This window comes from bacterium endosymbiont of Bathymodiolus sp. 5 South, assembly GCF_900128535.1.
Classification (GTDB): domain Bacteria; phylum Pseudomonadota; class Gammaproteobacteria; order PS1; family Pseudothioglobaceae; genus Thiodubiliella.
In genome coordinates, this window is the sequence record NZ_FQTR01000035.1 from 1 (window position 1) to 16,304 (window position 16,304).

At 37.8% G+C, this 16,304-nt stretch carries 18 protein-coding genes; 10 read left to right on the top strand and 8 right to left on the bottom strand.

Annotated elements, in window-relative coordinates:
• From BBROOKSOX_RS04985 to BBROOKSOX_RS04995, 3 genes are all read left to right on the top strand, one after another.
• Nucleotides 1–322: hypothetical protein (locus BBROOKSOX_RS04985; RefSeq protein ID WP_180323857.1), on the top strand; the 322-nt coding region annotated here is incomplete at its 5' end.
• Between the two features lie 26 nt (nt 323–348).
• On the top strand, nt 349–891 hold the full coding sequence (locus BBROOKSOX_RS04990; protein ID WP_139660147.1) for a hypothetical protein: 543 nt from the start codon (nt 349–351) through the stop codon (nt 889–891).
• Between the two features lie 619 nt (nt 892–1,510).
• Complete coding sequence (locus BBROOKSOX_RS04995) at nt 1,511–3,058, top strand: DUF945 family protein (protein ID WP_180323859.1); 1,548 nt, start codon at nt 1,511–1,513, stop codon at nt 3,056–3,058.
• 1 nt (nt 3,059) lies between these two features.
• Here BBROOKSOX_RS04995 and BBROOKSOX_RS05000 read toward each other — a convergent pair whose 3' ends face one another.
• Genes BBROOKSOX_RS05000 through proC form a run of 3 tightly spaced genes read right to left on the bottom strand, consistent with a single transcriptional unit; the run spans nt 3,060 to nt 5,342 of the window.
• Nucleotides 3,060–4,103: a hypothetical protein gene (locus BBROOKSOX_RS05000; RefSeq protein ID WP_139660150.1), complete on the bottom strand. Its 1,044-nt coding sequence runs from the start codon at nt 4,101–4,103 to the stop codon at nt 3,060–3,062.
• 5 nt (nt 4,104–4,108) lie between these two features.
• Nucleotides 4,109–4,519 carry a hypothetical protein gene (locus tag BBROOKSOX_RS05005; protein WP_139660151.1) on the bottom strand — a complete coding sequence of 137 codons (411 nt, stop codon included), beginning with the start codon at nt 4,517–4,519 and terminating at the stop codon, nt 4,109–4,111.
• Nucleotides 4,512–5,342: a pyrroline-5-carboxylate reductase gene (proC, locus tag BBROOKSOX_RS05010; protein ID WP_139660152.1), complete on the bottom strand. Its 831-nt coding sequence runs from the start codon at nt 5,340–5,342 to the stop codon at nt 4,512–4,514. Before proC ends, BBROOKSOX_RS05005 begins: the two co-directional genes overlap by 8 nt.
• 57 nt (nt 5,343–5,399) lie before the next feature.
• On the opposite strand from proC, the gene BBROOKSOX_RS05015 reads away from it, so the two are divergent.
• Both BBROOKSOX_RS05015 and bioA read left to right on the top strand, forming a co-directional pair.
• Nucleotides 5,400–6,068: a phosphoglycolate phosphatase gene (locus BBROOKSOX_RS05015; RefSeq protein ID WP_139660153.1), complete on the top strand. Its 669-nt coding sequence runs from the start codon at nt 5,400–5,402 to the stop codon at nt 6,066–6,068.
• Between the two features lie 9 nt (nt 6,069–6,077).
• Nucleotides 6,078–7,307: an adenosylmethionine--8-amino-7-oxononanoate transaminase gene (gene bioA / locus BBROOKSOX_RS05020; protein WP_139660154.1), complete on the top strand. Its 1,230-nt coding sequence runs from the start codon at nt 6,078–6,080 to the stop codon at nt 7,305–7,307.
• A gap of 10 nt (nt 7,308–7,317) precedes the next feature.
• Here bioA and priA read toward each other — a convergent pair whose 3' ends face one another.
• A complete protein-coding gene (gene priA / locus BBROOKSOX_RS05025; RefSeq protein ID WP_139660155.1) occupies nt 7,318–9,282 on the bottom strand; it encodes a replication restart helicase PriA in 1,965 nt (654 codons plus the stop codon).
• A gap of 11 nt (nt 9,283–9,293) precedes the next feature.
• Nucleotides 9,294–9,443, bottom strand: a complete 150-nt coding sequence (locus BBROOKSOX_RS05030; protein WP_180323860.1) for a hypothetical protein — start codon at nt 9,441–9,443, stop codon at nt 9,294–9,296.
• Between the two features lie 58 nt (nt 9,444–9,501).
• Between BBROOKSOX_RS05030 and ybeY the strand changes: the two genes are divergently transcribed.
• On the top strand, nt 9,502–9,939 hold the full coding sequence (ybeY, locus tag BBROOKSOX_RS05035) for an rRNA maturation RNase YbeY (RefSeq protein WP_139660156.1): 438 nt from the start codon (nt 9,502–9,504) through the stop codon (nt 9,937–9,939).
• Nucleotides 9,940–9,947: 8 nt separating this feature from the next.
• On the opposite strand, the gene tilS is transcribed toward ybeY, so the two are convergent.
• Together tilS and BBROOKSOX_RS05045 are read right to left on the bottom strand one after the other, a co-directional pair.
• A complete protein-coding gene (gene tilS, locus BBROOKSOX_RS05040) occupies nt 9,948–11,123 on the bottom strand; it encodes a tRNA lysidine(34) synthetase TilS (RefSeq protein ID WP_139660157.1) in 1,176 nt (391 codons plus the stop codon).
• Nucleotides 11,098–12,054, bottom strand: coding sequence for an acetyl-CoA carboxylase carboxyltransferase subunit alpha (locus BBROOKSOX_RS05045; RefSeq protein WP_010646427.1), 957 nt, complete (start codon nt 12,052–12,054; stop codon nt 11,098–11,100). The genes tilS and BBROOKSOX_RS05045 overlap by 26 nt, the downstream gene beginning before the upstream one ends.
• A 162-nt stretch (nt 12,055–12,216) precedes the next feature.
• On the opposite strand from BBROOKSOX_RS05045, the gene BBROOKSOX_RS05050 reads away from it, so the two are divergent.
• The 3 genes from BBROOKSOX_RS05050 to BBROOKSOX_RS05060 are packed head-to-tail and all read left to right on the top strand — an operon-like array spanning nt 12,217 to nt 14,395.
• Nucleotides 12,217–12,894, top strand: coding sequence for a TIGR00153 family protein (locus BBROOKSOX_RS05050; RefSeq protein WP_139660158.1), 678 nt, complete (start codon nt 12,217–12,219; stop codon nt 12,892–12,894).
• 8 nt (nt 12,895–12,902) lie between these two features.
• A complete protein-coding gene (locus BBROOKSOX_RS05055; protein WP_139660159.1) occupies nt 12,903–14,171 on the top strand; it encodes an inorganic phosphate transporter in 1,269 nt (422 codons plus the stop codon).
• Nucleotides 14,168–14,395 carry a BolA family protein gene (locus tag BBROOKSOX_RS05060; protein ID WP_139660160.1) on the top strand — a complete coding sequence of 76 codons (228 nt, stop codon included), beginning with the start codon at nt 14,168–14,170 and terminating at the stop codon, nt 14,393–14,395. The genes BBROOKSOX_RS05055 and BBROOKSOX_RS05060 overlap by 4 nt, the downstream gene beginning before the upstream one ends.
• On the opposite strand, the gene BBROOKSOX_RS05065 is transcribed toward BBROOKSOX_RS05060, so the two are convergent.
• Entirely contained in the window at nt 14,392–14,574 is a 183-nt protein-coding gene (locus BBROOKSOX_RS05065) for a DUF1289 domain-containing protein (protein ID WP_139660161.1), read from the bottom strand. The two genes, BBROOKSOX_RS05060 and BBROOKSOX_RS05065, sit on opposite strands and share 4 nt — an antisense overlap.
• A gap of 68 nt (nt 14,575–14,642) precedes the next feature.
• Between BBROOKSOX_RS05065 and BBROOKSOX_RS05070 the strand changes: the two genes are divergently transcribed.
• Nucleotides 14,643–15,935 carry a DEAD/DEAH box helicase gene (locus BBROOKSOX_RS05070; protein WP_139660162.1) on the top strand — a complete coding sequence of 431 codons (1,293 nt, stop codon included), beginning with the start codon at nt 14,643–14,645 and terminating at the stop codon, nt 15,933–15,935.
• Nucleotides 15,936–16,304 lie beyond the last annotated feature (369 nt).

Sequence of the window (16,304 nt, forward strand, 5' to 3'; positions counted from 1 at the left end):
CAACACCAAAGATTTAGCAACCACCCTAGGACATGAAACCAGCCATGCAATAGACAACCAAGACCCAAGTATCAACACCAACCCACAGAACAACGCAAGCAAAGCAGATAATGAAATCTACGCCCAAAACTATGGAGACGACTTTAGCGATTATGTTGAATTCGCCTCAGAAAACTATGGCGATGGCAGTTTAGCAGATACCAACAGTAACAACTTAGGCAACACACCAGCAGAAATACAGAGAAACCAAAAGCTTGTTAACAACAACAATCAGGATTATGCTGGGATTGATAAGAGCAAGGGGGGGATTTTTTACTTGTAAATCAGCAGATGAATTACGCAAGAGAAATGACAGAATGTGGTAAAAATGGATATAAATGTAAACATAACATTAGAAGAAAATATAAAAAGTTATATGATAAAAACAGACAAGAAAAACTTGCAGAAATCAAAAGAGAATTAAGCAAACCGCCTTTTTTACGCAACAAGTATAAAACTAAACGAGAATTTGAATCAGCGATTAATCTAGTTAATAATAGACCATTTAAGTACGAAATAAGAAAAATACCAGAGCAAAGTTTAGATGGGGTAGAGACAACAAGGACAGAGGAGTATGTGTCTGGGTTTGAGCAAAAGACTAAAAAAGATTTGAAGGCTGTTGGGGATTTTGGTCTTAGTGTTTATCCACCAACAGCACCATATTATAATGCGGCAAAATTTGGTATTGATGGTGTGAAAGATTATCAGAATGGTAATTTTGATAATACAAAAAGCAACATCATTGAGAGAATTATTCCAAAAGCCATAGAGAGAATAACAAAAGTAAAAAAAGAAATAACAGCGCCAATAATGGAGGTTATAAAATTAAAAAATGAGATTAAGAATGAATAAGATAATTGTGTTTATATTTAGCTTTTTATTCATTATAGTAATTCATTATAATTATTTATATAATTGTAATGATTTTGATTGTGTAATTACCAGTCTCATATTGCCTACTTTTTTTGCACTAAATAATATTGAAATTTTTAATTTTATAAAAGGCGGTAAGTTTGATATTTTGTTAGCCCCTCACTACAATACTGTAAAAAAAAATGTAAATAAAAAAATTAGACTACTATTCTTTTTTATATTAATATTGACAGATATAGGTATTTTAATACTTATTGTTAAAATAGGATTTTGACTAGTTGAGAAACAGTGGAAAAAAATGGGACGCTACCCTTTTATCGAAGGAAAAAGAAGGAAAAAAGGGCGCTATGAAGTTCCCCCATTTGACTGGACACCAAACTCTAATTGTACCCATTTTTTTCGTATCAATAATCTTTTTCGGGGTTTGGGGCAAAGCCCCAACTTGGAATTTATTCCAAGTCCTAACTTAAACCCTAATAAGAAAATTTAAATTGTTGTCTTAATTTGTTGGGGTTTTATAGTTTACAGAAAGAAATTTATTTGACTGCACTTAGAATTAGAATTATAATAATCTTCTTTTTAAATCAAAAGTTTCAATATGAAAAAAATATTAAGTTTCATTATAGCGTTGTTGATTGTTTGGGTTGGCAGTTTGTTGTATGCTGGTCATCAAACTGAAAAATTGATTAGTCAATATGTCAATCAAATAAACCAATTTTATCAACAATCTTACCCAGGCGTTGAGTTAGAGTTGAAAAAGTTTGATTCTAATTTCTTTGATGCAAAAGCACAATATGCTATTAAGATTAACATTCGTAAATTGACAGATAAATTAAGCCCTGGGTTGGATAAAGATGATGATTTTGTTGGATTTCTTGAGGATGCTTTTAAGACGCCTATTGTTATTAATCAAGATATACAATATGGACCTGTGTTTTTTGATGAGGGTTTAGAGTTTGCCATGGCAAAAATTAGTTTTCAAAGCACTCTGAGTAATTTGGTTAAGACGATGGCAAAAGAACTTTTGCCACGCTTTGAGGGCGATCAACAAAAAAACAAAGAACAATTAGATGTATTTATTTCAGGGTTAAATCAAGCTTTAGAAAAAGAAGTCGCCATAAATTTTGAATCTGTTTTACCTTTCTTCTCTAATAAAATGCACACAAGTGGTGCTATTGGCGAGATTAGCGTTAATGAAGGCGATACACTATTGACGATTGGTAAAATAACATTCAATGGTGTGGGGAATATGCAAGACCTTACTGGGTATGGCAACTTTAATATACCAAATATTATATTTAAACATAAAAATTTGCAGATTTTTGAGATGCAAGAATTATCAATTTCTTATAATGTCAATGAGTTTATTGATGCATTTAATTATTTTGGTGACCTTAAATTTGACGCTCAAAAAGTGAATATTGGTTCGTCAGCAGGTGAGGGCATTAGTCTTGCAGTTGCTTTTAATCTTAAATCAAGCAGAAACAATAAGCTGTCTGATTTGTCTGATGTAGAAATCAATACAACAGTTAAATTGTTAAAGTATCCAGAACAGGTTAAGGCAATGCCATTTGATTTACCAGAAACAGTGTCTGCATCTTGGTCACTAAAGGGTGTTAATAATACAAATTTTGCAGATACCATGCAAAAGTTTCAACAGTATCTTTCTACAATAGATGCAGACAACCCTAAGAAAACCCCAATTCATGTTATTAATGATATTGCTGCTGGTCTTGACAAATCTTTTGTAAAACAAGTGACTAGTTTTAATATTGATTTGGACATTACAACCGTTAAGCAGCCAAAAATTAACAACACATTGAATTTTCAACTTATTTATGATTTTGACAAAGGTGATCTTTTGGCAATGATAAATAATGGCGATCTAAAGAAAGCCGGTGAGTTTATAAAAGATAAAATTATTGTTAATTTGAAAGCTAAGGTGAGCGCTAAAATTTTGGAAACATTTAAACCAATGTTACAGGCGCAAATACAGCAAGGTATGGTGATAGAAAAAAATGGGTTTTATCAGACCAGTGCCAACTATCAAAATAAAAAATTAATGGTGAATGGTAAAGATATGAGTGCTATTGTGCAACAATTAATTTCTCCGCCATCACCAGTGCCAACAATAAAAGCAAGATAATTTATATTGGGGTAGTTAAAAGCTTTAAGGCAGCTTGAATGGGTTCAAGCACATTAGAGAGTTTTTTACGAATGGCAGAGCCAGCTAGACTATGGGCAGAAATTGTGCCCACGACTAATTGTTCGCTAGCACCGGCCAGCAATAATCTAGCTTTGATTTTTTCATTATCCAGACCCAACTGCTCTAAGACATTTTCTGCTTGAGTTTGACACTGCTCAATATCTGCGAGTCTTCGAACCATTGGATGCGACAGGTAAGTGCCTAATACTTCTAAGGTGCGATATAAAACATGTTCTTGGTTAATTTTTTTTAGAATGTGATTAATGGTTTGAAGCATAATTTGACCTTGTTCGCTATTGACACATTCTAACTCTTTAATATTACTATCTAATGCGATTGTATTGTTATTGTTGGGTAAATTGCCTTCCATTCTCTCAATAAAACCCACCAAAAAGGCAGTTTTTCTTTGTCCTTGTTTCCACAATCTGTCTTTTGCTGTTTGAGAGATTAAATTGTCTTGCAATAATAAGTTGGTAGTGTCAATCAGTTGTGTCGTATCGTTGGTAAATGGTAGGAATTCCAATAAATAATGCGCAATTTGTTGACCAACAGAATGCTTGGCGACAAAATCTCTGGTGAGTAGAAAGCGTCCAATTTCTGCTTGTTGGTCGGTATTGGTGGCACACCACCAAACTAAATCCAAGACTTCATCGTTTAAGTTTTGCGAATTTGCCACTGCGACCACGGCTTCAATATTGCCAATTTTTAATAATGATTTTAGGTTACTTGAGCCCACTTGACCCATTCTTGACCAACGCTTTAAATATGAAGGGTAACCACCCATAGAGCCTAGTATTTTGGAGACTAAAAGTTTTTGCACCGCTTGAATAGTTTTAGTGCTATCACCAGATGGATTGAGGGTGATGGTTTGTTCTTTTTTGTTTTCAGTTAAGCCAACGACCACCAACTTATAAATATCAATACGAATTGCCACACAAGTGGAAATGAGTACATTAAGTCGTAGAGTGTCTTCGGGTGTTAACATCGATTTTAAATCGTAGTTTTAGTATTGAAATATCGGTTAAGTTGTGAGAGTGATTGTGAGGCTAAAGCATCTTTAAAAATCACAACAGATTCTTTACCAACATTGATAATAATCAAAAAACGAGATTGGTATGCGGGATAAAACACCAAGGATTGTTGGATGGAGTGGTTGTTTTTTTCAATCGTTAATCTGTTCTTGTCTAAGACCATTTTAACAATAGAATTTGGGTGAGTAAGATTGACCGATTTTGGCAAAAAATACAACAACCATAGAGATAACAAGCCACTGAAAATAATGCTTAACCATAGAGTGTAAAAATAATACCAAGTCGCAAATAAACCCAAGCAATAAATAAAAACACTCAGAGTTAAATAAATTTTTGATGCTTGAATTTTGATGTCAATCTTGTTATGCATTATCACTCAATTCAAAACCTATTTCTCTAGCACGCTCAAAGGCAGTGCGCATAGCACGAGAGATTATTGTTTCAAAATTTTGCTCTTGAAAACTCTCAATTGCTGCTTGTGTGGTGCCATTTTTTGAGGTAACTTTGGCACGCAGTTCACGCACAGAATCAGTGCTTTGCTTTGACATTGTGCTCGCACCGAGCGCGGTTTGAATGCTGAGTTTTTCAGCGATTTGTTTGTCTAGTCCGAGTGCAACGCCAGCATTGGTCATTGATTCAATCATTAAAAAGAAATAAGCAGGACCACTGCCCGATAGCGCTGTTACCGCATCAAGCATTGTTTCTTCTTTGACCCAAAAGTATTCGCCAACTGAGCCAAGAATTTGTTCAGCCAATGTTTTTTGTTTATCGCTCACAGCATCATTAGCCACCATTCCAGTTGCACCTTTACCCACTAGTACAGGTGTATTTGGCATCGTGCGTACAATAGATATACCACCGCCTAGCCAAGCGTTGATATTATGACTTTTGACGCCAGCAGCGATAGAAATCATCAAAGGTCTGCGATGAGTGTGCGTTTTTATTTGTTTGCAAACACTTAACAATATTTGTGGTTTTACTGCCAGTACAACCACATCGCATTGCATGACCATTTGTGAGTTGTCGGTAAAAACTTCAACGCCAAATTCTAATTCTCGTTGCGATAATAGCGTTGTATCAGTGTCACTGAGTTTGATATTTGACGCCTCAAGTCCATTGTTAATCAAGCCAGAAATCAGCGCATACGCCATATTGCCTGCGCCAATAAAACCAATTGTTGTTGTCTTTTGCATTAAAATATCTCAAAACTTATTTAGTTGCATATTCTACTTAACAATACAGAAGGAAACATGAAAAAATTTAACCCAAAATTAATTATGATTGATGTTGATGGCACTTTAGTTGATAGTGTGCCAGATTTGGCTTATTGCGTTGATGAATTAATGGTAACAATGGGTAGAGAAAAATGGGGCGAGGCACAAGTACGCCACTGGGTCGGCAATGGTGTGCCAAAATTAGTAGAGCGTGCGCTTACAGGCGAGTTAGAAGGCAGGGTTAACAAAGATGATTACGGCAAAGCCTATCCGATTTTCTTGGATTTATATACCAAAAATACCTCAGGTCGTTCATCACTATATCCAGGCGTGAGAGAAGGTTTGGATTATATGAAAGCACAAGGCTACACCTTAGGTTGCGTGACTAACAAGGCGGAACAATTTACCCTACCAATTTTAAAAGACTTGGGTATTTTTGATGAGTTTGGCATTGTTATTTCTGGCGACACTTTAGCCAAGAAAAAACCAGACCCATTGCCACTCCTTCATGCTGCAAAATTCTTTGGCGTTAACCCGAAAGATGCAATGATGTTAGGCGATTCAATCAGTGATGTTAAGGCATCACGCGCGGCGGGTTTTGGGATTATTTGCATGTCTTATGGTTATAATCACGGTAATGATATTCGTGATACTAACCCTGATTTAGTGATTGATTCAATGGTTGAGCTTAAAGATTATCTATAATCTATCCGTATGGATATATTTGACCAACAACATATTTGGCATCCTTATGCCAAAGTCCCTAATCCAATAGTCGCGCATAAAGTGCAATCAGCCGATGGTGTTTGTCTGAATTTGGACAATGGCAAGCGTGTGATTGATGGTATGAGTTCGTGGTGGTCTGCGATTCATGGTTACAATCACCCTGTGTTGAATAAAGCCATCACCAAGCAATTGGCAAAAATGTCGCATGTGATGTTTGGTGGCTTGACGCATCAAAGTGCCATTGATTTGGCAAAAACCTTAGTGGCAATCACGCCTGATAATTTAACCAAAGTTTTTTTTACTGATTCAGGCTCAGTGGCTGTGGAGTCTGCACTAAAAATTGCGTTGCAATATTGGCATAATAAGGGTGAAAAAAACAAACAAAAATTTATTACCATACGCGCAGGTTATCATGGTGATACTTTTGGAGCAATGGGCATTTGTGACCCTGATAATGGGCTACACCAGTTATTTTGTGGTGTGTTACCACAACATTATTTTGTCAAAAGCCCATCAACGGTAACAATGGACGAAGCACTCAAAGATTTAGAAGCCACATTAAAACAACATTCTAACGCCATCGCTGCGATGATTTTAGAGCCTGTGGTACAAGGCGCAGGCGGTATGCTGTTTTACAATCCACAATATCTTAGCAAAGCAAAAGCATTGTGTGAGCAATACCAAGTGCTGTTTATTCTTGATGAAATTGCCACTGGTTTTGGCAGAACAGGTGAGTTGTTTGCGCTTGAGTATGTGAATCTTGAACCCGATATTTTATGTCTAGGCAAGGCGCTCACAGGCGGCTACATGAGTCTTGGCACGACCCTTACCAGTGATAAAATCTCAAGTACAGTTGGCACATTGATGCATGGGCCGACTTTTATGGCAAACCCACTCGCCTGTGCTGTGGCAAATGCCAGTATTGAGCTGCTACTCAACTCACCATGGCAGGACAATATTGCGCGTATTGAAAAACATTTTTATCGTGCATTATCACCACTCAAAGAAAACGACAAAGTGGCTGATGTGCGAATTTTAGGCGCTATCGGTGTGGTAGAAATGGTGGATGACATTGATGTTGAAAAAACCCAAAACCAACTGATTGAAAACGGCGTTTGGCTTAGACCCTATGGCAAACTACTCTACACCATGCCGCCATTTAACATTACGGATGATGAATTGTCGACAATCACTAATGCTATTAAAGCTGTCATTTAACCAATAGTGTTTATTCAATAGGGTCTATATCTAAATACCAACGCACTTTGTTTTTAAGGGTGAGTATTTTGGTGTGTTGGTTAAGAGTGGCGAGCATTTGGTGTAGGGATTTTCTATCAACGGATTGTAGATAGAGGTTGAAGTAGTAGTAGTCGGCTTTTTTCTCCATTACGGGCGTAACTGGACCCCAAATTTCTACTGAGTCCATCTTGATGCTTTTCAGTAGGTTAGCCATTTCTTGTAAAAAATCTTGTGCATTTTGTTTGACTTTAGCGTTTGCACAAATTAATGCTTGATGAGAAAAAGGTGGCATTTTTGCTTGCGCGCGTTGTTTGAGTAGCGTGCTGGCAAATTGGGTGTAACGATTAGACAGTACATAATTAAAAATAGGATGCTCTGGATAGCGTGTTTGGATAGTAACTTCACCTTGTTGCCCACTTCTGCCTGCGCGACCTGATACCTGAATTAGCAACTGTGCTAAGTGTTCTGTGCCGCGGAAATTACTTGATAACAAACCACCGTCAATGTCTAAAATCCCCACCATTGCCAAATTAGAAAAATCATGCCCCTTTGCCAACATTTGCGTGCCGACGATAATACAAGGATCACCAGAATTTATTTTTTCTAAGTGTTGTTCAAAGGCTTTTTTGCGTCTGGTCGTATCACGGTCAATGCGAATAATAGGCGTATCAGCAAAATGCGAACCTAGTGTTTCTTCTAATCTTTGTGTGCCATAGCCAAATACTTCTAGTGACTGTTTGCCACAATCAGGACAAGTTTGTTCAGGTATTTTTTCATCATGGCAATGATGGCATTTAAGGCGATTAATATGACGGTGATAAATCATTAATGAATCGCAATGGTCACACTCTGATTTCCAGCCACACTGAGTACAGAAATAAACAGGCGCATAGCCACGACGGTTAATAAATAGCATCACTTGTTTGCCACTTGATAGGTGTTGCTTCATCTTTGCAATCAGCATTGCTGAGAGTGCATTGCCTGCTTCAGCACGCATATCAATCAAATTCACTTTTGGCAAAATTGCACCACCTGCACGCTTCATGAGCGTTAAGCGGGTAATTCTTTTATCCATCACCTGCTTCAAAACTTCCAATGATGGCGTTGCTGTGCCTAGGATGACGGGGATATTGGCTTGCTTGGCACGCACAAAGCACAAATCTCTAGCGCAGTATCGGAAACCAGATTGTTGCTTGAAAGAGCTGTCGTGTTCTTCATCAATAATAATCAAACCTAAATTTGGCATTGGTGTGAAAATCGCACTGCGAGTGCCTAGTACCACACCTGCTGTACCATCTTTTGCCATTAAATAGGCATCAAGTTTTTGCGTTTCATTGCGTTGCGAGTGAATAGCAACGATACATGTATTTAATCGTGATGCAAAGCGTGTAATCATTTGTGGTGTGAGTCCGATTTCAGGCACTAAGACCAAGACTTGTTTGCCTTGTTTGAGTACAGTTTGTGCGAGCTTCAGATAGACTTCAGTTTTGCCACTACCTGTCACGCCATGCAATAAAAACCCGTGATAATCATCTAAAGAAGCCGAGATTTCATCAATAGCCAGTTGCTGTTCGTTGGTGGTTTCAAAATTGGGCTCGCTAATTTTAATCGGTAGTCCGACTACTTTTTTAATAATGGCTTCTTTGCCAATACGAAGATTTTTTGGTAATGCGGTAGAAAGCACTTCACCGATTGGGTGGTGATAATAGTTCGCCGACCAAGATATAAAGTCCAAAATTGGTGCGTCCAAAATTGGCACATCGTCTAATATCTCTTCGATGGTTTTAAGTTTATCAAAATCGCTTTTGTCTTTTTGTGCTAGCACAATGCCAATAACTTTTTTGCGTCCAAAGGGCACCCTCACGCGCGCACCAACCGCTACTTCCTGATTAGATACATAATCAAAAGTTTTGTTTAACGGTACCGGAATGGCAACTTCAAGGATTGATGACAAAGTGAAATACTTTAAGAGACTTTTGCATAAGTAGGAATGATTAGCAAAATGACAAGTTTTGCCGAATTGGTGATTTTATGAAATATAGTCATAGCAAAGCTATGGCTGTGTTTCATAAAATTGTCAAGTTGGTGAAAAATGGCGTTTTGATGATTATTCATATTTATGCAAAGGTCTCTTTAAGATTAAAATAAATGATTTTATACAATAAACAAAGACATGGTTGTCATTCAAAACACACTCAATGATTCATCAATCAATGAGAAAAATCTTACTAATACCTTACAGCAAGTGATTGTTGAGCTAGGTTATGGCGAAAGTGAGTTATTGATTCGATTGGTTGATGCCGCTGAGATTCAACTATTGAATAGAACCTACCGTGAAAAAGACAAGCCCACCAATGTTTTGTCGTTTCCAAGTGAGTTACCTAAAGAAATTGATATGGCTATTTTAGGTGATGTGGTGATTTGTATTGCAGTGGTGCAAATTGAGGCCAATGCGCAAAGCAAAACATTTGAAAATCATCTGATGCATATGGCTATTCACGGGATTTTGCACCTGTTAGGCTATGACCATATTAAAGATAATGAAGCTGATGAGATGGAGGATTTGGAGATTAAAATCCTAGCAGGGTTGGGAATAGACAACCCGTATTAATTGCCAAGTTAACACGAATCGTTTTGCATATAGCCGATGCGCTCCATTGCGCGTAGCTCGTCCTTAATATAATACATTTTTAATGCGTTTCTTTCCCAAGGTGGAATACCTGCTTCTTGCAAGACTTTTTTGAGTGATTGTGAATGTGTTTTGCCCGGTAATTTAATGCGCTGAGCTGCATTGCGATAGCGAATAGAAAAATGAGCAACATTTTTAAATTCATCATAATACCGACAACGCTCTTTATTTTTTGTTACCTGAGTGTTGATAAAGTAGAGTTGATCCTTATAACGACGCATCTCAAAATTACCCCAGTTTACCAAAGGATTGGCGTCTGCTTTGGCAGATAATAAGTCCAACATTTGTTGCATGACTTTATCGGACGGTGTCAGGAAACTCAACACACTCAAATGATAACGCAGGATGTTTTTTATGCGATAAGATTCAAGCTGCATCAGGCATTTAACATTGAGTTGATTGTTACTTATAATTTTATTTTTTTCAATATCAATTTTTGCCAAATCTTGTATTAGGTGTAGGGCTTCAGATTGATGCTTTGCGCTACGCAATAAAGTGAGTGTTAGATTTTTATAAACTGCCTCTAGTTTGGGAATAATAGTCAGTCTTAGAAAATTGCGACGGAATTTTTTGTTCATATTGCTATCATCTTCAACCCAAGATAGATGATTATTTTTGGCATATTTAAGAATGACAGATTTCCCAATATTGAGCATTGGACGATAATGTGTGCCTTTGCCAAAAGGTTTTGATTTTGGCATAGCAGCAAGTCCAGCTACGCCACAACCACGAAATAGTTGTAACAATAAAGTCTCTGCTTGGTCGTTTTGATGGTGGGCGGTACATAATATCTCGTTTTTTTCTAAATTACAAGATAGTGAATGATAACGAATCTTACGCGCATTTTCTTCTATATTTGATACTTTTAACAACTTAATATCAATATTAGTATAGGGAATATTTAGCGCAGCGCACAGATCCTTGCAAAATACCTCCCACTCGCTACAATGTTTAGACAAGTGGTGATTACAATGCACAGCACGCAGATTATTCGGATAGTGTTTGTGTAGATAATGTAGCAGAACAACCGAATCGATGCCACCACTTAATCCAAGGACAATTTTTTTGTCCTTTAGAAAACTATCCTTGGTCTTGAAATCTTCCAAAACTTAGGAGTTTTTCCGCGCGTTGTTGAATCAGTTGCTCAATATCTATGCTACTGATTTCTTCGAGTTGTTGTTTTAACGCTTCTCTCAATAAGATTTTTGCTTGTTGGGGATCACGATGAATGCCGCCAAGTGGCTCAGAGATAATGCTATCAATCAAGCCTTCATCTTTAAGGTGCGAACTGGTGATTTTAAGAGATTCTGCTGCTGTACTCGCTTTACTAGCGTCTTTGTAAAGAATAGAAGCACAACCTTCAGGTGAAATTACTGAATAGATGCTATATTCAAACATCATCATTTTGTCAGCCACACCAATTGCAAGCGCACCACCTGAACCACCTTCACCAATCACCACAGAGATGATAGGCGTTGCCAAGGTCGACATCTCAAATAAGTTTCTGGCAATTGCCCCAGATTGCCCACGCTCTTCTGCACCAATACCGGGATAAGCCCCTGGGGTGTCAATAAAGGTAACAATTGGCATTGAGAATTTTTCTGCCATTTTCATTAAGCGTAAGGCTTTGCGGTAACCTTCTGGTTTTGGCATGCCAAAGTTGTGTTGAATTTTTTGTTGTGTTGTGCGACCTTTTTGTTGACCAATAAACATGACTGATATATCATTTAGTTTGGCAATGCCGCCAACAATTGCACTGTCATCTGCATAAGCACGATCGCCGTGAAGTTCGATAAATTCATCAAAGACCGAATCCATATAATCTAATGTATAGAGTCGATTAGGGTGGCGTGCTAATTGTGCGATTTGCCAATCTGAGAGTGAGGAAAAAATCTTTTTTGTGAGTGCGTTGCTTTTGTCTTCTAAGGCTTTTATTTCTTGAGAAATATCAACTTTATTTTTGATGCTTTCAAGTGCCTCAATCTTGCCTTCTAATTCAGCAATTGGTTGTTCAAAATCGAGATAATTTAAATTCATATCAAGTTAAAATTAGCAAATTATTAATGTGGTAAATTATAACATTGTGTAGGTAGTTAAAAAAATCAAAAAATAAAACTTGACATGTGGGGTTATCTTGTTGAAAATGCACACTATTGATAGTTTAGACTGCAAAGCATAAATTTAAAGAGGGAGTAAGCTATGCCAAAGAGTATTATTGATGGACTGTTCGGAAAATCACCGATTAGCCCACTACAACAGCATATGACTAGTGTGCACTCGTGTATTTCAGAGCTTAAAGGTTTTATGGTTGCTATTCACGAAAAAAACTGGATAGAAGCTGAAAAAATTAGAAGAACTATTGGGCACAAGGAAGGCGAAGCCGATATTTTAAAAAAGAAATTGCGTTTGAGCTTGCCTTCAACTTTTATGATGCCGTTTTCTCGTCGTGACTTATTAGATTTGTTGCTAATTCAAGATTCTATTGCCAACATTACTAAGGATGTTTCAGGTTTAATGATTAATCGCAAGATGACTTTGCCAAATGAGATTTTTGATGATGTGATTGAGCTTACTGATGTTTGTATTAAAACTTCAGCAGCAGCACTTAAAGCCGTTAATGAGTTAGACGAATTACTAGAAACTGCATTCGGTAACCGTGAGCGCAAGGTGGTGAGTTCCATTATTGAAGATGTAAACGAACTTGAGAGCGAATCAGATAAAATTCAACACATAATCCGCGCTAAATTATTCCCTTTAGAGCAAGATTTACCGCCAGTAGATGTCATGTTTTACTATCGCGCTGTTGAATGGTTAGGTGAGTTAGCTGATGCTGCTCAAAAGGTTGGCTCTCGCCTAGAAGTGTTACTCGCTAAATAAGGTTTATTATGGAAATCATTGCAAATTACGGCAACATCTTGTTAGTTTTGGCAGTTGCTTTTGGCTTATTTATGGCGTGGGGCGTGGGTGCAAATGATGTGGCAAATGCTATGGGCACCTCAGTGGGTTCGGGTGCAATTACTATCAAGCAAGCCATTATCATTGCTGTTATTTTTGAGTTTGCAGGTGCGGTGTTAGCAGGCGGCGAAGTAACAGCAACCATTCGTAAAGGCATTTTAGATGCCAGTATTTTTACCAACGACCCGCACTTATTGGTTTACGGTATGTTGGCGTCATTGTTGGCAGCAGGATTTTGGCTAATGATTGCCTCTTCTCTAGGTTGGCCGGTATCAACCACACACTCAATCGTGGGTGCTATCGTTGGTTTTGGCGCAGTTGGTGTGGGTATTGATGCTGTTGCATGGGGTAAAGTTGGCACAATTGCAATGAGTTGGATTGTCTCGCCAATCTTAGCAGGCAGTATCGCTTTTGTTTTATTTAAGAGTTTACAAAAACTCATTATTGATACTGAAAATCCGTTTGATAACGCTAAAAGGTATGTGCCGTTTTATATGTTTCTGGTGGGTTTTGTAATCTCTCTAGTGACAATTTTCAAGGGATTAAAGCATGTTGGTTTACATTTTGAAATAGGCATTAGTTATATGTTGGCAACTGGATTTGGCGTGTTGGTTGCGGTGATCGGTACATTCTTTGTTCGTCGCATTCATCTTGATGTTGATGAAAATATTGATTTTCACTTTACCTCTATGGAAAGAGTATTCGGTGTATTGATGCTGATTACGGCAGCTGCAATGGCATTTGCACACGGCTCAAATGATGTGGCAAATGCAATTGGTCCACTGGCTGCTATTTATGGTGTGATTGATAGTGGTGGGTTGATTGGTTCTAAAAGTTCGTTGCCTGTTGGTATCTTATTGGTGGGTGGTGTTGGCATTGTCTTTGGTTTGGTTACTTATGGACACAAGGTAATTGCGACAATTGGCACCGGTATTACTCAATTAACACCTTCACGAGGTTTTGCCGCAACCCTAGCAGCAGCTGCAACGGTGGTGATTGCATCGGGCACAGGTCTACCTGTATCCACTACACAAGTATTGGTGGGTGCGGTTTTAGGGGTTGGCTTGGCAAGAGGCATGGCAGCACTTAATACCCGCGTGATTAATAAAATATTTTTATCGTGGTTGATTACATTGCCAGCAGGTGCATTGATGTCAATTCTATTTTTCTTTACACTTAAAGGGGTATTTGGCGCATGACATTAGAAGAAGTTCAAGCAAAACTTGAAGCAGGCATTCAAAATTCAACCGTTACCATGGAAGGTGATGGTTGTAATTGTTCAACCTTAGTGGTTTCACCAATCTTTGAAGGGTTGTCATTATTAGCCAGACAAAAAATGGTATTGGCTGCTGTTCGCACAGATATTGACAGTGGCGAGTTGCACGCCTTAAGTATTAAAGCACGCACACCTTCAGAAGTCTAACTTGCTAAATTTTCGATTTCTCGATTTTCTAAATCTTTGATAATCGCCTCACGCATTGTGCCTGAATAACTCATCCAGTTTGTGATTTCATCGCTGTTGCGTTTGCAGCCTATGCAGAAGTTTTGCTTGTTGTATTTACAAATGCCCAAACAGGGTGTTTTAATGACTTTATTATTCATGTGATTATTATAGTTTGCAACAACAGGCTACAGTAAAATACTCGCCTTTATCTTAACTATACAATCCCATGGGTTTTTCAAAATTAGGTCTATCAGATTCTATTCTAGAGGCAGTTACCAAAAAAGGCTATGACAAGCCCTCACCAATTCAAGAGCAGGCTATCCCCGTGATATTAGATGGCAAAGACATTATGGCTGCTGCACAAACAGGCACAGGAAAAACTGCAGGTTTCACCTTGCCAATTCTGCAAATTTTATCAAAAGGTACGCCAGCAAAATCTAATCAAGTTCGCACACTTATTTTAACTCCAACACGCGAACTCGCTGCACAAGTGAACGCCAGCGTTATTGATTATGGTAAACAATTGCCTCTTAAATCAACAGTGGTATTTGGCGGTGTGAAAATTAACCCACAAATGCAAAAACTCAGAGGTGGTGTGGATATTTTAGTGGCAACACCAGGTAGATTATTGGATTTGTATTCACAAAATGCCGTGAAGTTTGACCAGCTGGAAATCTTAGTTTTCGATGAAGCCGATAGGATGTTAGATATGGGATTTATTCACGACATTAAGCGCATTTTAAAAATTCTACCTAAAAATAGACAAACCCTAATGTTCTCTGCTACTTTTTCTGAGGAAATCAGAAAATTAGCAAAAACTTTAGTTAATGACCCTATAGAAATCTCAGTAACACCAAGAAACACCACCGTAAAATCTGTCAAACAATGGATTCACCCTGTTGATAAATCCAAAAAACAAGCCTTACTAACGCATCTCATTCAAGAGCATAGTTGGTATCAAGTTTTAGTATTTAGTCGTACTAAGCACGGTGCTAATCGTATTGCTACCCAACTCGGCAAAAAAGGCATCACTGCGGCCGCCATCCATGGCAATAAATCCCAAGGTGCCCGTACGCGTGCCTTAGCAGATTTCAAAGCAGGTAAAGTTAATGTTTTAGTCGCCACTGATATTGCTGCTCGTGGTATTGATATTGTTGAATTACCACATGTGGTAAATTTCGATTTACCTAATGTCCCTGAAGATTATGTGCATCGTATCGGCAGAACAGGTCGTGCAGGCTCAAAAGGTGAGGCGATATCATTGGTAAGTGCCGATGAAGCCAAACAACTATTCGACATTGAGCGCCTCACTCAGAAAAAACTTGAACGCATTATGGTGGATGATTTTATTCCTAGTCATGATGTGCCTGAGACGGGTAAAAAACTTCTTCCACCTAAAAATAAAAAGCCAAAAAAGAACAAGAGTCGCAACCAGTCAAGAGATGGAAAAAACAGTAATTCTACCAAAAATAAGAAAGGATTCTGGGGTGATAAATCCAAAAAACCTAAGAAAAATTAAATCTATTTCCAATAGAGGTATTTTTAGTAGAGACCTTTGCATAAATAGGGATGATTAGCAAAATCTAATTTTTGCCCAATTGGTAATTTCTTTAAACCTTGTCCTGGCAGGGCTAAGGCTGGGTTTAAAAAATCGCCAAGTGGGTAAAAAGTGGGTTTATAATGATTGTTCCTATTTATGCAAAGGTCTCTAAAGATATTAAATTTTTAACAATATTTTTATACACACAATTATCAAAGTGCTAAGATAAAAAAGTTACAAAGTTACAAAGCTTAGATTCACATCATAAGTGCAACACTCAATTAGTCGGTCAAAGGGTATATTAACCACTCTTTAATCCGACAAGAAAAAGGAGTGAAACATGCACAA

Coding starts and splice junctions, on each gene's coding strand:
- BBROOKSOX_RS05030 (WP_180323860.1), bottom strand. CDS start 9,443: ATGAATAATCATCAAAACGCCATTTTTCACCAACTTGACAATTTTATG.
- BBROOKSOX_RS04990 (WP_139660147.1), top strand. CDS start 349: ATGACAGAATGTGGTAAAAATGGATATAAATGTAAACATAACATTAGA.
- BBROOKSOX_RS05050 (WP_139660158.1), top strand. CDS start 12,217: ATGCCAAAGAGTATTATTGATGGACTGTTCGGAAAATCACCGATTAGC.
- BBROOKSOX_RS05070 (WP_139660162.1), top strand. CDS start 14,643: ATGGGTTTTTCAAAATTAGGTCTATCAGATTCTATTCTAGAGGCAGTT.
- bioA (WP_139660154.1), top strand. CDS start 6,078: ATGGATATATTTGACCAACAACATATTTGGCATCCTTATGCCAAAGTC.
- ybeY (WP_139660156.1), top strand. CDS start 9,502: ATGGTTGTCATTCAAAACACACTCAATGATTCATCAATCAATGAGAAA.
- BBROOKSOX_RS05005 (WP_139660151.1), bottom strand. CDS start 4,519: ATGCATAACAAGATTGACATCAAAATTCAAGCATCAAAAATTTATTTA.
- BBROOKSOX_RS05065 (WP_139660161.1), bottom strand. CDS start 14,574: ATGAATAATAAAGTCATTAAAACACCCTGTTTGGGCATTTGTAAATAC.
- BBROOKSOX_RS05000 (WP_139660150.1), bottom strand. CDS start 4,103: ATGTTAACACCCGAAGACACTCTACGACTTAATGTACTCATTTCCACT.
- BBROOKSOX_RS05015 (WP_139660153.1), top strand. CDS start 5,400: ATGAAAAAATTTAACCCAAAATTAATTATGATTGATGTTGATGGCACT.
- proC (WP_139660152.1), bottom strand. CDS start 5,342: ATGCAAAAGACAACAACAATTGGTTTTATTGGCGCAGGCAATATGGCG.
- BBROOKSOX_RS05045 (WP_010646427.1), bottom strand. CDS start 12,054: ATGAATTTAAATTATCTCGATTTTGAACAACCAATTGCTGAATTAGAA.
- BBROOKSOX_RS05060 (WP_139660160.1), top strand. CDS start 14,168: ATGACATTAGAAGAAGTTCAAGCAAAACTTGAAGCAGGCATTCAAAAT.
- BBROOKSOX_RS05055 (WP_139660159.1), top strand. CDS start 12,903: ATGGAAATCATTGCAAATTACGGCAACATCTTGTTAGTTTTGGCAGTT.
- BBROOKSOX_RS04995 (WP_180323859.1), top strand. CDS start 1,511: ATGAAAAAAATATTAAGTTTCATTATAGCGTTGTTGATTGTTTGGGTT.